This window comes from Streptomyces sp. NBC_01190, assembly GCF_045039895.1.
Lineage (GTDB): Bacteria > Actinomycetota > Actinomycetes > Streptomycetales > Streptomycetaceae > Actinacidiphila.
Window position 1 is genome coordinate 3032389 of sequence record NZ_CP108580.1, and the last position, 14285, is coordinate 3046673.

Consider the following 14285-nt stretch of genomic DNA (forward strand, 5'->3'; position numbering starts at 1 on the left):
TGATCCGGCCGCCCCCTTCGGCGCCTATGGGCCCTGCGAGCCGCCGCGCCCGACCGTCAGAACCAGGTGAGCTTCTTGGCGAACGACGGCTCCGACAGGTTGCTCTGGAGCAGCACCGGCACCGTCGTGCGGGCCGAACCCGTGCCGAAGCCGATCGTGCCGACCTGGCTGCCGGCCTTCGCGTTGTGCGGCACACCGGAGGAGTTGGCGTCGATGGTGATGTCCGCCTTCATCCCCGGCCAGCCGATGGCGTTCAGGTCCTTTCCGGCCACCACCGGGGTGGCGCCGCCCAGTCCGTCCCGGACCTCGCCGACGACCTGGCCCTTCTTCACTATCGTCGCCGAGGCCAGGCCGCCCTGCACGGACTCGATCAGCTTCTGGCTGTTCTTCAGCGCGACCTGGAGGCTGTCGAAGACGGTCGAGCCACCGCGTTGCTGGAGCACGACCCCGAGGATCAACTGCTGCCTGCCCGCGACCGTCTTGTGCGCCGCCCACATCAGGGCGCCGCCGGCCGGGGTGCTCGAGCCGGTCTTGATGCCGACGACCCCGAGGTGCACCAGGTCGTTGTTGTTGTTGTAGATCATGCCGACGCCGGGGATGTTGATGTTCGGCAGCGCCACCACGGACCGGAAGACGTCGTTCTTCATCACCTGCCGGGCGAGCTTCAACTGGTCCTCGGCGGTGCTGACGGTGGTCTCCTCGAAGCCGCTCGCCCCGGTGTAGGTGGTGTGCGTCATCCCGAGTTCGGCGGCGGCCGCGGTCATCTTCCTGACGAAGGCCGCCTGCGTCCCCGCGTCCCAACGGGAGAGCAGGCGGGCGATGTTGTTGCCGGACGGGATCAGCAGCAGTTCCAGCATCTGGCGTTCGGTGTACTTGTCGCCCGCCTTGACCGCGGCGGTGGACTCGTCGGCGGACGAGGACTCGTTCGCGGCCTGCTGGTCGACGGTGATCAGCGGGCCGGTCTGCCGACCGCTGAGCGGGTGGTCGTGCAGGATCAGATACGCGGTCATCACCTTGGTGACGCTCGCGATCGGCACGGGTGTCTGGGCGCCGTGCACGCCGAGCGAGCCGAGGCCCTCGACCTCGGCGACGGACTGCCCCTGCGCCGGCCACGGCATCGACCGCGGCAGCGGGGTGCCCTCGAAGGTGTAGACGGGGTCCGCGGTGAGCGCCAAGTCCGGTGCGGGCAGCGGACGTACCGCCTGCACGATGACGTAGACCACGGCGAGCAGCACGACCAGCGGGGTCCAGATCTTGAACCGGCGCACGGTGGTGCGCAGGACGGTCTGCGGCGGGGGCGGGGTGTTGGTGAGCTCGGCGAGGAGCTTCAGCGGAGCCGGCTCGGCCGCGGGCGGCAGGGGCAGCGGCAGCGCGCGGGTGCCCTCGGGGCCGACACGCTCGCCCTCGGCACCGGTGGCCGGCTGGCTGCCGGTCGTCCCGGTGGCCGCGGCGCCCTGTGCGCCCGTCTGCCCGGCCGCCGGCTTGGCGGACTTCGGGAGGGGCACGGGGGCGGGCCGCATGGGCGCGTAGGGGCTCGGACGAGCCACGACGGGCCTGCCGGGCTTGCCGAACACCACCGGACCTTCACCCTCGCCGGCCGGGCGATCCGGCAGATCGGAGACGAGCGGGGTCACACGGCGCTTGGCCGGGGCGGCGGTTGCCTCCGCCGCACGGTCCGCGGGCGTGGGCGCCGCCGCGTCCCCGGGGTCCGGTTCGCCGTCCTCGGGGGCGCTCTCGGCGGGGCCGGAGACCGCCGAGGCGACCTCGACGGGGCCGCTCTCGGCGGCGCCGGCGTCATCGGGGATGGACCCGCCGGGGCCGGCCTCCGCCGATTCGACGGCCACCGCGTCCGTACCGCGGTCCGTATCGCCGTTCGCAGCGGCACCCGCCGCGCCCCCCGGCCCTTCCTCGTCCGCTTCCGGGGCGCCTGGGGCCTGAGGGGCCTCAAGGAGCGCCTGGGAGCCGGTCGGCGGGACGGCCACGCCCGAAGCCGCCGGCGAAGCGCCCACCGCCTCGTCCACCGGCTTCCCGGCCCGTGCGCCCGCCGCCGGAACGTCACTCTCCCGGTCGCCCTCCGACCAGGAGTCCCGCTCCGCCACCGGAGTGCTTTTCCGCTTGGCGGCCGACTCGGCCGCTTCGGCCGGGACCACCGCGTCTGCCGTATCCGACGGATCCGCCGTATTTGTCGTCTCGGCCGCATCCGCCACAGGAGCCTCGTCCGACCCGGCGTCCAGGTCACGATTTGATTCCGTTTCCTGGGGCTCGGCAGCCGCACCGGACCCCTCGGACGGAGCCGGGGGGACGTCCTGCGGAGCCGGATCGTCGACGGCGACTACCCCGTTCGGCGTATCCACGCTCGGCTCCGCCGTGGACTCGTGCGCGGGGCGCGGCCTGGCGGCCGAGGCGGCGCCGCCGCCCGACGCCGCGGACGCCGACGCGACGGCGCTGTTCAGCGCGGCGGGGGCGCGCTCCGCAGGTACGTCCGACGTTCGCTCCGCCCGGCCCGCACCAGGCGCCTCATGCGTCTCACCGGGCAACTGGACCACCGTCGGCCTCGGATCTTCTGGGACCCGCCGATCGGCCACCTCCCCCGACGTTCCGCGCTGCCGTTCCCTGCCGGGGGACTCGCCCGTCACGCAGACCTCCTCCACACATCGTCATCGACTTTCACCTGCTGCGAGGGGCCCCGTCGCACTGGTCGCGCTGGTCAGGCCGGTCCACACCGGTCCGCACCGATCGTTCTCGTTCAAACCTGGCACATCGCACCGCGCTCGCCGCTACCCATCCGGTCTCACTGGGGCCAGTGTCCCGCGAGCGGCCCGTGGCCCGTCCGCGACACCCCACCCGCCCCATAGACGAGAACGACATACCACCCGGTTCCCACCGATATGGCAAAGGCGCTCTCGACAGGCCGGTGTGAGAGGCGTCACCCTGTCATTCATCCACGCGGGGAGGCATGGATGGGCAAGAGCCGCAGAAGTATTCCGGAAGAGTTGTTGCTGCTCGCCCTGGACCCGACGACCGGGACCACGGCGCAGCCGCAATCACTCGACCTCGGCCTCGCCGGAGCACAGCTCGTCGAGCTGGCTCTGGCAGGACGGATAGCCCCTGACGGGGATCGTATCGCCGTGGTGCACCCACGGCCGACTGGAGATCCGACCCTGGACTCCGCGCTCGAGCTGCTGCGCCGTCGTGGCAGCCCGGTCCGCGCCGTCCACTGGATCGGCGGGCCCCGACTGGGGCTGCGTCAGACGTATCTCGCGCATCTCGAACGGTGCGGCATGGTGCACGCCGTGCCGGGTCAGATGTGCGGGGTGCTGCCGACCACGCGGTATCAGGCGACCGACAGCGCGGTCAGCCGGGAGATCAGAGCCCGGCTGGACAGTGCGATCCGCACCGGCGTTCCGCCGGACCCGCGGACCGCCGCGCTCGCCGCGCTCGCCCACGCCGTGGGGCTCGGCAAGCACCTGTACCCGGGCAACGAAGGCCGGTCCTCGCGATCGCGCCTGCGTGACCTGATTCGGTACGACCCGATGGGCGGTCTCGTCGCGCACGCCGTGATGGATGTGCAGAACGGGGTGGCGGCGCAGCCGAAGCGTCCGCCTGCCCAGGCGCAACGCCCGGCAGGGCAGGGCTCCATGGCCCGGGCCGGTGCCCGTTGACCGGCGGCACGAGTTCTTTATCGGCGACATCAGCACGGTTTTAGCAGCCGGGCTGTACGCGGCGGATAAGCACCCGGCCGCGGCGCACATCCGGCACACAGCACGGCGTAAGCGCATGATCCAGCAGTACCCGCACGCCCGGCGTGCGCGGGACGGCCGCGGTGCCCGTCGGCAGGGACCGGACACCGCGGCGACGGCTGTCGTTCGCGGCGACCCGTTCGGGGAGCCGCTGTGCCGCGCTGGGCGGCGGACTCCGGAGGATTCCGGGGCCCGGCGCCCCGCGCGGCTCGTTTTCGCGCCCGCGCGCTGTCGCTTTGCCATCGGATTCGCACCGGATTTCCACCGGGAAGCCTCGCCGACAAGCTTGTTCCGCTCATTCGCCAGCGGGGCGATGACCGGTAGTGGCAGGCTGCTGACCATCAGTATGGATCAGTGTGGAGGTGCGCTACCTGTGGTCGCCAACGTCAACCCCACCGTCAGGCGACGCCGGTTGGGTTCGGAGCTGCGCAAGCTCCGCGAGCAGAAGGGCATGACGGCCGAGGAGGTCGCGGCCCGGCTGCTGGTCTCCCAATCGAAGATCAGCCGGCTGGAGAACGGCCGGCGCAGCATCAGCCAGCGCGATGTCCGCGATCTGTGCGGGGTCTACGGTGTCGAGGACCTCCGGATCGTCGACTCGCTGATGCAGATGGCCAAGGAGTCGCGCCAGCAGGGGTGGTGGCATGCCTTCGGTGACATCCCGTACAGCGTCTACATCGGTCTCGAGACCGAGGCGGCGAGCCTGCGCGTCTTCGAACCGCAGGTCGTGCCCGGCCTGTTGCAGACGCGGGGGTACGCCGGCGCGGTGATCGCCGGGAATCTGCCGGAGGCCCCGGCGGAGCAGGTGGACAAGCGGGTGAATGTCCGGCTGCGGCGCCAGGAGCGCATCCTGGAGGACGAGTCGCCGCTGCGGCTGTGGGCGGTGATCGACGAGGCGGCGCTGTGCCGCAAGGTCGGCGACAACGCGGTCATGCGGGAACAGCTGCTGCACCTGGTGGACCTGAGCCAGCTTCCGCATGTGACGGTCCAGGTGCTGCCGTTCGAGGCGGGCGCCCATCCGGGGCTCAGCGGGCAGTTCGCGGTACTGGAGTTCACCGACACCACCGACGCGACGGTGGTGTACCTGGAGGGGGTCAACAGCGACCTCTACCTGGAGAAGGACACCGATGTGCAGGCGTACAGCGTGATGTACGAGCACTTGCGGGCACAGGCGTTGAGCGCGGAGCACACCCGGCACTTCATCACCGAAGCGGCGGAACGTTACGTCTGACGGCCGGCGCCGCGCCGCTGTCGACGCGGCGCTCCATCGACTCCGGTCGGGCCGAGCCAGGGGTGATCGGATCGGCGGGAGCGGAAGATACCGTACCCCTTGCCCAACAGGCAAGATTTCATGGGTATATGCCACCAGCTTGGGTGAAGTGACCCCTTGAGTGGCGATGTTCGCGAGTAGCGTCCAGCGTGTCAGGCAAGGGCGTGTCGTACGCCAAAGCCACCAGCACACACCGGAGCAGAGATGGCAATCAAGCTGGGCAGCACCCCCGCGTGGATGAAGTCCTCGCGGTCCACCGGCAACGGCGCCTGTGTCGAGGTCAAGTCCCCCGCCGTCGAGTCCGTGGTCGTCCGTGACTCCAAGGACCCGCAGGGCCCCGTCCTCACCTTCTCCCCCGAGGCGTGGTCGTCCTTCGTCACCGATGTGGACCGCGGTTCCTTCAACCTCCGCTAGTCAGCCGGTCCGCCGGTCACTCACCCGGCCGGTCCGCGAAGCAGCACGCCGGTTCACTCCGCGCCCCTCTCCGGGCGCGCAGCAGCAGCGGAGCCCTCTCGACTGGCCGCCGTCCTGGCCGAGGGGGCTCTTCGCTGCCGTGACACGGGTCGGGGCGCGGGTCAGGGCGCGGGTCAGGGCACAGATCGGGGCGCGGGTCGGGGCGCCGGTCGGGGCGCCGGTCGGGGCCGGGGTCGCCGCGCGGATCGCGGCGCGCCGGGTCAGAACACCTTGGCCAGGCGCGCCAGGCCCGCCGCGATCCCCGCCGGCGGGTGGGCGGTGAACGACATCCGCAGTGTCCTGGCGTCGGGTGCGGCGGCGAAGAAGGGCGCGCCCGGCACATAGGCGACGTCGTGGGTGATCGCGGTCCGCAGCAGCGCGGTCGCGTCGTGGCCCTCGGGCAGGCGGACCCAGAGGAACATCCCGCCCTCCGGCCGGTTCCAGGTACTGCCGGCCGGCAGCGCGGCGGGCAGTCCGGCCAGCAGCGCGTCCCGCCGGGCACGGTAGGCGGTACGGACCAGGGCCAGATGCGCGTCCAGGTCCCGGTCGGCCAGGTAACGGGCCGCGGCGGCCTGGTCGACGGTGGAGGTGTGCAGGTCGGCGGCTTGCTTGGCGATGACACAGGGCCGCCCGAGGCCGGCCGGGGCGCGCAGCCAGCCGAGCCGGAGGCCGGGCGCCATGATCTTGGAGAAGCTGCCGAGCAGGATCGTCCGGTCGGCGGCCCCGTCCAGGGCGGCGATCCACGGCTCGCCGCGGCCCTCGAAGCGCAGTTCGCCGTACGGGTCGTCCTCGGCGATCCACAGGCCGTGCCGCGCCGCCACCTCGGCGACCGCGTGCCGGCGTGCGAGCGGGAGCGTACGGCCGGTGGGGTTCTGGAAATTGGGGACCAGGTAGAGCAGTTTCGGCCGCTCCCGCGCGACCAGTTCGTCAAGCGCCGCCGGGGTCACCCCGTCGTCGTCGGTCGGCACCGGCACCACCCGGGCGCCGGCGAAGCCGAAGCACTGCAACGCGGCCAGATACGTGGGGTTCTCGACCAGGACGACGTCCCCGGGGTCAAGCAGCACGGTGGCCAGCAGCGCGAGGCCCTGCTGCGAACCGCCCGTCACCAGGAGGTCGCCCACCTTTGTCGGCAGTCCGCGCGCGGTCAGCCGGCCGGCCACCGCGGCCCGCAGCGCCGGATCGCCCTCGGTCGTCGAGTACTGGAGCACCGTGCCCGGCTGCTCGGCCAGCACACGGTCGTACGCGGCTCTGATGCCCTCCGCATCGAAGAGTTCGGGCGCAGGCAGTCCGCCGGCGAAGGAGATCACCTCCGGACGGGCCGTCAGGGCCAGGATCTCGCGTACGGGTGAGGCGCCCACTTCGCGGGCGCGGGCGGCAAGGGCGGGAGGCGCGGCGGCGGGCGTCGTCATCATGGCGGGCAGCCTAGGGAGAATTACTAGGACGTCCACATACTTTCCACCATCCGGGCGCCCAATAGCCCGCTGCCCGCTGCCGCCTGGCCGCTCCCCACCACCGTCTCCGCGGCGGCTTATGCCGCCGGATAGCGGTCGAGCCAGGCCGGGCTGGCGCCGGAGGGACCGTGCAGGGCTGGCGCCTGGGTCATCTCCATGGCGAAGTCGTCGGCGAGCTGCAATATCGTGCTGCGCCCCTCCAACTCCGCTATCCAGGCGGGCGGCAGGGCCGTCTCGCCGTGCTGGACGCCCAGCAGATTGCCGCAGATGGAGCCGGTCGAGTCGCTGTCCCCCGAGTGGTTGACGGCCAGCAGCAGGCCGTGCCGTACGTCCTCGGCGACCAGCGCGCAGTAGACGCCGATCGCGAGCGCCTCCTCGGCGGTCCAGCCCTCGCCGAGCGCCTCCACCCGCTGCGGCGACGGCAGCCCCTGCCGTACGGCGCCCAGGGCGCTCTGGAGGGCGTCGGTGGTCTCCTGGTGGCCGGGGCGGGCGCCGAGCAGGGCGAGCGCGTGCTGGACCGAGCCGTCCAGCGCCTCACCGCGGGCGAGGCCGTGCACGATGACGGCGAAGGCGCCGGCCGCGAGCTGCCCGGTGGGATGGCCGTGGGTCTGGGCGGCGCACTCCACCGCCAACTGGAAGACCAACTGCGGCTCCCAGCCGACCAGCAGCCCGAAGGGGGCCGACCGCATCACGGTGCCGCAGCCTTTGGAGCCGGGGTTCTTGGGCTCCTCCAGGGTGCCCATCCGGTCGTCCGACAGACCGGACAGACACGCGCCGCCCGGGGCGCGCTGTGCGTAGAGCCACTCCTCGCGGGCCAGCCAACCGGTGTCCTTGCGGCGCTCGTCGGGTCCCCACTCGCTCTGGGTGGCCGCCCAGCGGCGGTAGGCGCGGTGGATGTCGGTCGGCGGGTGCCAGGCGCCGGTGTCCCGGCGCACCTGGGCCCGTATCAGCCCCTCCACGGTGAAAAGCGTCATCTGCGTGTCGTCGGTGACGGCGCCGCGCCGCCCGTACGCCGTCACGTAGTCGGTGACGCCGTCCGGGCCGTGACTGAGCTGGATCGCTTCGAGCGACTCGAACTCCACACCCCCGCCGAGGGCGTCGCCGATCGCGCCGCCGAGCAGGCAGCCCCGTACCCGGCTGCGGAAGTCCTGCTGCTGCGCGCGTCCCCAGACAGCGGTCAAGGCGCTTCCCTTCGATCGGCCCCCGGTCAGACCCGTTCTGCGCCCAGCACGATAGCCGACCCGACCAGGAGAGGAAGGGGGACGGCCGGGGGACTGCGGGGGACGACGGGTAGGTCAGGGTTGTCCACGAACCGCCGCCTAAGCGCGGATGGCGGCGGATTCTCCCCGGCCCACAGGGAACGGAAAGGGGCGTCCTGGGGCGGGTGTTCGGGAGGGGGGCGGGCGCGGTCCGGCGGCCGGCTCAGCGGGGGGCGAGGATGCCGATCGCGTTGGCCACCGGGCGTTCCGCGCCGCCCGAGGGGTGGTTGCGGACGGCCGCGGATCGTCTGCCCCTGGCGCGGGTGACCAGGGTGGAGGAGCCGCCGCCGTCGAGGTTGACCGCGTTGTCGGCGCCGATCCGCCGCAGCACAGCCGCGAGTTCGGCGAGGGTGAGGCCCGCGTGGGACTCGGCGCCGCCGTCGAGGGCGAGCAGGTACAGGGTGGCGCCGCCCCCGCCGAAGCCCGCCGCGGTCCTGGTGGCCGCCGTCGTGGTGTCGAGCCCGGCGAGCGGCCGCCCATTGCGCAGCACGGGGACGCCGCCGACGGCGAAGGTGTAGCGGATACCCGAGGGGGCCCGCACCAGCCGTCCGCTGACCTGGACCCGGTCGCCGACGCGGAGCGCCGAGCGCAGGGCGTCGGCGCCCGCGTCCCGGCCGAGCAGCACCGTCGTACCCGCCGGGATCCGCCCGGCACCCGGTTGGGGGGCGACCGAGACGACGCGTTGCCCGCGTACGGCCACCTCGTACGTGTCCGCGCTGCATCCGGCGGCGCGCGAGGTGTCGCTGCCGCAGACCGCGCGGCGGCGGGAGCGGGCGCCCCAGTCGGCGGTATAGGCGCCGATGCCGTTGCCCGGCAGCGCGAACTGGTTGTAGCCGCGCAGGGGGTAGGCGGCGCGAGAGGTCCTTACGGAGCCGTCGAACGTCAGCCGGTCGAGCCGCGCCCGGTGGTCGGTGCCGACGCCCAGCACGTCGCGGGAGGTGGCGCCGGGCGGCAGCGCGGGGCCGAACCGCTGGGCGTCGGGGACGGCGGCCTTCAGCACGCGTCCTGACGCGATCTCCGGTCCGTCGGCGGAGCCGGTGGCGGCCACCCCGGGATGCTGCTCCTCGGAGATGTCGAAGAAGTCACCGTTGACGGCCGCCACCGCGTGCCGGGCGTCGGCGAGGCGGGACACGGTGGCGCGGCCCGCGACGGCGCCGGGTGTCAGCAGGTCGACGCCGAGGCCGCGGGTGACAAGGCGCACGGTCAGCAGATGGCCGTGCACGGTGCGGCGGGCGGCGGTGACGGTGAAGTTCCCGAAGGTCACACCCGGCGCCGGCCTCTCGACGTGGTCGTAGCGCATGCCCCGCGCGTCCGCCGCCGCGCCGCCGGCGCCGGCCAGGGTGCCGACGAGTGCGCCGAAGGCCGCCAGCGCGGCGGTCCCGGCCCGCCTGGAGGCCCGTCCGGTGCAGGGCGCGCGCCTGCCGCCGGTCTCGGGTCGATGTCCGCCCGCGCGGCCCCGCCCGTCGCCCGTGCCGATGCCGACGCCGATTTCGATGCCTCTGCCGATGCCCCGCACCACTTCGCCCCCCACCGGATGCCGCACGTCACTCCTGACATCGGCGACTTCACCATCGGCCGGCGCCCCCGCCAAGGAAGAACGCCGAGGAGCACCGTGACGGACCACCGAATTCACCGCCCCGGGTCCCCCGGCCCGGGGCCGTGCGGGTGAGTGTGCGATTCCCGGGTTTCGCCCGCCGGGACCGGACCCGGCGCCCGGACCCGCGGCGAGGCTGCACATCGGGTCCAGGTCCGGGTCCGGATCCACGTCCGGGTAAGGGTCAGTCAGCGGCCAGTCGGTCAGTCCCCCAGCACCGGCAGCAGCTCGGGCAGGTGCCCGTCGGAGGCGAGCCCGGCGGCGAGGCGTTCGGCCGACGGCTCGCCGTAGAGCGTGGTGCGCTGGACCGCCGGCCGCCCGGCCAGCTCGGCGATGGCGACGAGTTCGCGGATGGACCGGTAGGAGCCGTAACCGGACCCCGCCATCCGGGAGATGGTCTCCTCCATCAGGGTGCCGCCGAGGTCGTTGGCGCCGGAGCGGAGCATCTCGGCGGCGCCCTCGGCGCCGAGCTTCACCCAACTGGTCTGGATATTGGGGATGTACGGGTGGAGCAGCAGCCTGGCCATCGCGGTGACGGCCCGGTTGTCGCGGGCGGTGGGGCCGGGGCGGGCGATGCCGGCCAGATAGACCGGGGCGTTGGTGTGGATGAAGGGGAGCGTCACGAACTCGGTGAAGCCCTCCCGGCCGTTCGCGAGCGCGGTCTGCTGGATGCTCGCGAGCAGCCGCAGATGGCCGAGCCAGTGGTGCGGCTGGTCGACATGGCCGTACATCATGGTGGACGAGGAGCGGATGCCCAACGCGTGCGCGGCGGTCACCACTTCGATCCAGGTGGCGGTGGGCAGCTTGCCCTTGGTGAGCACCCAGCGCACCTCGTCGTCCAGGATCTCGGCGGCGGTGCCGGGGATGGAGTCGAGGCCGGCCTCCTTGGCCGCGATCAGCCAGTCCCGGATCGACAGGCCGGTGCGGGTGGCCCCGTTGACGACCTCCATCGGTGAGAAGGCGTGCAGGTGCATACCGGGGACGCGTTCCTTCACCGCCCGGGCGATGTCGAAGTAGGCGGTGCCGGGCAGATCGGGATGGATGCCGCCCTGCATGCACACCTCGGTCGCGCCGACCTGCCATGCCTGCTCGACCCGGTCGGCCACCTGGGAGATGGACAGGGTGTAGGCGTCGGCGTCGGTGCGGCGCTGGGCGAAGGCGCAGAAGCGGCAGCCGGTGTAGCAGACGTTGGTGAAGTTGATGTTCCGCGTGACCACATAGGTCACCTGGTCGCCGACCACCGCGCGCCGCAGGTCGTCGGCGATCCGGCAGAGGGCGTCGAGCGCCGGTCCGTCGGCGTGCAGCAGGGCGAGCGCCTCGGCGTCGGTGAGCTTCGTCGGATCGTCGGCGGCCACCGACAGCGCCTGCTTCACGTCGGCGTCCACCCGGTCAGGCACCATCCCGGGGGCGGCGCGCTCCCGCAGCGACTCCCAGTCCCCGTAGACCTCGTCGAAGTCGTCGCGCCGGTCCGCGGTGCGGCCCTCGGTGTCGATGGTGCGGTGCAGATCAGTACGTCCCTGGCCGCCGGCCGCGGCGAAGGCGTCGTCGGGCTCCTGCCACGGGCGGCCCTCGACCACGGCGTCCTCCCGGGCCAGACCGGTCGCGGGGTCGGCGAGCGCGCGGACGTGCGGCAGCAGCCGCGGGTCGAGCCAGGGTTCGCCGCGCCGGACGAACTCCGGGTAGATGGTGAGCCGTTCCCTCAGTGCGAACCCGGTGGCCGCGGTCTGCTCGGCGAGTTGGTCGATCTGCGGCCAGGGACGCTCGGGGTTGACGTGGTCGGGGGTGAGCGGGGAGACGCCGCCCCAGTCGTCGATGCCGGCCTCGATGAAGCGGGCGTACTCCCCGTCCACCAGGTTGGGCGGCGCCTGGATGCGGGCGGCCGGGCCGAGCACGATCCGGGCGACGGCGATGGCCGCGGCCAGCTCCTCCAGTTCGGCGTCGGGCATGCCGCGCATCGCGGTGTCCGGCTTGGCGCGGAAGTTCTGGATGATGACTTCCTGGATGCCGTGGTAGGCGCGGGCGGTGCGGCGGATCGCGAAGAGGGAGTCGGCGCGCTCCTGGTAGGTCTCGCCGATGCCGATGAGGATGCCGGTGGTGAAGGGCACGTTGGAGCGGCCGGCGTCCTCCAGGACGCGCAGCCGGACCGCGGGCTCCTTGTCGGGCGAGCCGTAGTGCGGGCCGCCGCGTTCGGACCAGAGCCGGGTCGCGGTGGTCTCCAGCATCATGCCCATCGAGGGCGCGACCGGCTTGAGCCGCTGGAGGTCGGTCCAGCCGAGCACCCCGGGGTTGAGGTGGGGCAGCAGCCCGGTCTCCTCCAGCACCCGGATCGCCATCGCCCGGACGTAGGCCAGGGTGTCGTCGTAGCCATGGGAGTCGAGCCACTCCCGCGCCTCGGGCCAGCGGTCCTCGGGGCGGTCGCCGAGGGTGAACAGCGCTTCCTTGCAGCCCAGCTCGGCGCCGCGCCGGGCGATGTCGAGCACCTCGTCCGGCGACAGGAACATCCCGTGGCCTTCCCGGCGCAGCTTGCCGGGCACGGTGACGAACGTGCAGTAATGACAGGAATCGCGGCACAGCCGGGTGAGCGGGATGAAGACCTTGCGGGAGTAGGTGATGACCCCCGGGCGGCCGGCCGTCTCCAGTCCGGCGTCGCGCAGCCGGGCCGCGACGGCCGCCAGCGCGGTCAGATCATCGCCCCGCGCCTGGAGCAGCACAGCGGCCTCGTTGACGTCGAGGGCGACTCCCTCTCTCGCTCGGTGCAGGGCGCGTCGCATGGCGTTGGCGGTGGGTACGGGACCAGCGGGCGGCGGCAGGCTCATCCTCCGAGGATAAGTTGCCGGATCGGGACCGACCGGCCCGGCGGACCAGCAACCCACCGGGGTCACTTGTCGGAAACATCACCTGCCGATCGGGTGGGCGCGGGGAATAGCGAGAGCGCGGCCCCGTCCGGGGCGCGGGGAACCGCGCGAGCAACCCCCCGCCGGGTGGCAGCCGGGAGGAGACCGCACCACCCATCCCCTCCCTCCGCCCCGTCCCCGCCCCTTGAGAACACCGTGGGCGCGCGCCCGGCCGGCTCAGACGCTGACCCGTACCGGCAGCAGGATCCGCCACACCGCGTCCTCCACGCCGTGCACCGCGGCGATCCAGCCGACGTTCTCCTCGTCGGTGCCGAGCCGGATCGCCTGGGTCAGTTCGCCCATCACGTCGGCGAGGTCGGAGTGGGCCATCGCGGGCTCCAGCCGGCCGCTGACGCCGCCGTCGTCGTGGTAGCGGTGGTAGGCGGGGGCGCTGCGCAGCACCCCGACCGGGCGCCAGTTCTGGGCGAGGCGCCGGACGGGTTCGCCGGCCACGCTCCGGCCGTCGGCTTCGAGGACCTGGGTACGGGTCCGGTCGACCGCCAGCGGCGTCCAGATGTCGGCGCCGGTGAGCACCAGATCGGGGACGCACCGGGCGACCGCGCGGCCGACTCCGCCGGTGGCGCCCGGCTCGGGCAGCACCAGCGGGATCGCCGCCATCCCCGCGTAGAGGCAGCCGTAGAAGGCGCCGGCCAGGTCGGGGCCCTCGGGGTAGGCGAGCATGACGCGGCTGCCGGGCTGGAGCAGGGCGCCGAGGCGGGAGGCCACCGCGCGGGCCCGCCGGTCGAGTTCGGCGAAGGTGCAGCCGGCCGTGCCGGTGCGCCGGGCGCTCGGATACGGCAGCGCCGGCACCGTCTGCGGGCGGCGGGCGGCGCGGTGGCGCAGCAGGGTGCCGGGCAGCCGGCCGATGTCGCCGGGGCCGGGGCGCATCCCTCCGGTGCCGCCACCGCCGCCACCGCCGCCGGTGCCGCCGGGTCCGCCGGGTCCGCCGGTCCGGCCGTACGGGAGGTCAGGGCCGTCGGTCATGCCGGCCGCCTTGGTGGCAGCGGGTGCCGCCGCGGAGAACGCCAGGACGGGCCACTGAACCGGGGCGGCAGCGGGCAGGGTCGACAGCGAGCGCACCGGCGGGCCCGTACGGACGCGGCGTGGCAGGCGCGGGTTGAGGAACGCCGAGCCGCCTGTCGGCTCATGCCCCGAGGGGTGACCCGGCGGGAACGCCCGGTCCCGGTCGGGCCGGAAGTAGTCGAAGGCCCGCGCTGAATCCGCTGAACGCGCTCCCCACAGCGGGAAGAAGGGCGAGACGGGCGGAAGGCAGGGCGGCGCGGGATCGACCGCGTCGGCGAGACCGGCGACGTCCGCGGACCCGGCGGCACCGGCGGCACCAGTGGCTTCGGCCCGCACCACAGGTGAAGCGGGTGAACCGGCGGCACCAGGTGATCCGGCCGCATCGTCAACACACCAGGCACACATGACGATCCCGTCACCCGGCCAGTCGCAGAACGCACACCGGTACGAACGGATCCCACACAGCACAACCTCCGCGCACGCACAGACGGAACCTCGGATTCGGACCAACTTTTGCCGTGAGGCCGGATCGGGACCCTGCCCGGGGTGACCTCAGCCGCCCGACACGGCAAACTGGCACCGAAGGGGCAGGAATCCCGGCCCC

Annotated in this window: 9 protein-coding genes; 3 read left to right on the forward strand and 6 right to left on the reverse strand. The window is 73.2% G+C overall.

Translation table 11 applies throughout. The annotated features are described in order from the left end of the window. Nucleotides 1–56 precede the first annotated feature (56 nt). Complete coding sequence (locus OG519_RS12650) at nt 57–2207, reverse strand: D-alanyl-D-alanine carboxypeptidase (protein ID WP_405582620.1); 2151 nt, start codon at nt 2205–2207, stop codon at nt 57–59. 753 nt (nt 2208–2960) lie between these two features. On the opposite strand from OG519_RS12650, the gene OG519_RS12655 reads away from it, so the two are divergent. The 3 genes from OG519_RS12655 (at nt 2961) to OG519_RS12665 (ending at nt 5421) form a co-directional block, all read left to right on the forward strand. Then, entirely contained in the window at nt 2961–3662 is a 702-nt protein-coding gene (locus OG519_RS12655) for a GPP34 family phosphoprotein (RefSeq protein WP_405582622.1), read from the forward strand. Nucleotides 3663–4113: 451 nt separating this feature from the next. Further along, entirely contained in the window at nt 4114–4968 is an 855-nt protein-coding gene (locus tag OG519_RS12660) for a helix-turn-helix domain-containing protein (RefSeq protein ID WP_405582624.1), read from the forward strand. 243 nt (nt 4969–5211) lie between these two features. Further along, nucleotides 5212–5421, forward strand: a complete 210-nt coding sequence (locus tag OG519_RS12665) for a DUF397 domain-containing protein (protein ID WP_405582626.1) — start codon at nt 5212–5214, stop codon at nt 5419–5421. A 260-nt stretch (nt 5422–5681) separates the two neighbouring features. On the opposite strand, the gene OG519_RS12670 is transcribed toward OG519_RS12665, so the two are convergent. The 5 genes from OG519_RS12670 to OG519_RS12690 all read right to left on the reverse strand — a co-directional run bounded on the left by OG519_RS12670 (nt 5682) and on the right by OG519_RS12690 (nt 14020). Continuing rightward, nucleotides 5682–6872, reverse strand: a complete 1191-nt coding sequence (locus OG519_RS12670) for a PLP-dependent aminotransferase family protein (protein ID WP_405582628.1) — start codon at nt 6870–6872, stop codon at nt 5682–5684. Nucleotides 6873–6988: 116 nt separating this feature from the next. After that, nucleotides 6989–8092, reverse strand: a complete 1104-nt coding sequence (locus OG519_RS12675) for an ADP-ribosylglycohydrolase family protein (protein ID WP_405582630.1) — start codon at nt 8090–8092, stop codon at nt 6989–6991. A 241-nt stretch (nt 8093–8333) separates the two neighbouring features. Beyond that, nucleotides 8334–9713, reverse strand: coding sequence for a phosphodiester glycosidase family protein (locus OG519_RS12680; RefSeq protein WP_405582633.1), 1380 nt, complete (start codon nt 9711–9713; stop codon nt 8334–8336). A 254-nt stretch (nt 9714–9967) separates the two neighbouring features. After that, nucleotides 9968–12580 (reverse strand): bifunctional FO biosynthesis protein CofGH, encoded by a 2613-nt coding sequence (locus tag OG519_RS12685; protein WP_405582636.1) that lies wholly within the window; start codon nt 12578–12580, stop codon nt 9968–9970. A 255-nt stretch (nt 12581–12835) separates the two neighbouring features. Beyond that, nucleotides 12836–14020: an AMP-binding protein gene (locus OG519_RS12690; protein ID WP_405582639.1), complete on the reverse strand. Its 1185-nt coding sequence runs from the start codon at nt 14018–14020 to the stop codon at nt 12836–12838. Nucleotides 14021–14285 lie beyond the last annotated feature (265 nt).

Bases quoted from the DNA above. Each gene is read 5' to 3' on its own strand.
- OG519_RS12665 (WP_405582626.1), top strand. From the start codon at position 5,212: ATGGCAATCAAGCTGGGCAGCACCCCCGCGTGGATGAAGTCCTCGCGG.
- OG519_RS12670 (WP_405582628.1), bottom strand. From the start codon at position 6,872: ATGATGACGACGCCCGCCGCCGCGCCTCCCGCCCTTGCCGCCCGCGCC.
- OG519_RS12655 (WP_405582622.1), top strand. From the start codon at position 2,961: ATGGGCAAGAGCCGCAGAAGTATTCCGGAAGAGTTGTTGCTGCTCGCC.
- OG519_RS12685 (WP_405582636.1), bottom strand. From the start codon at position 12,580: ATGAGCCTGCCGCCGCCCGCTGGTCCCGTACCCACCGCCAACGCCATG.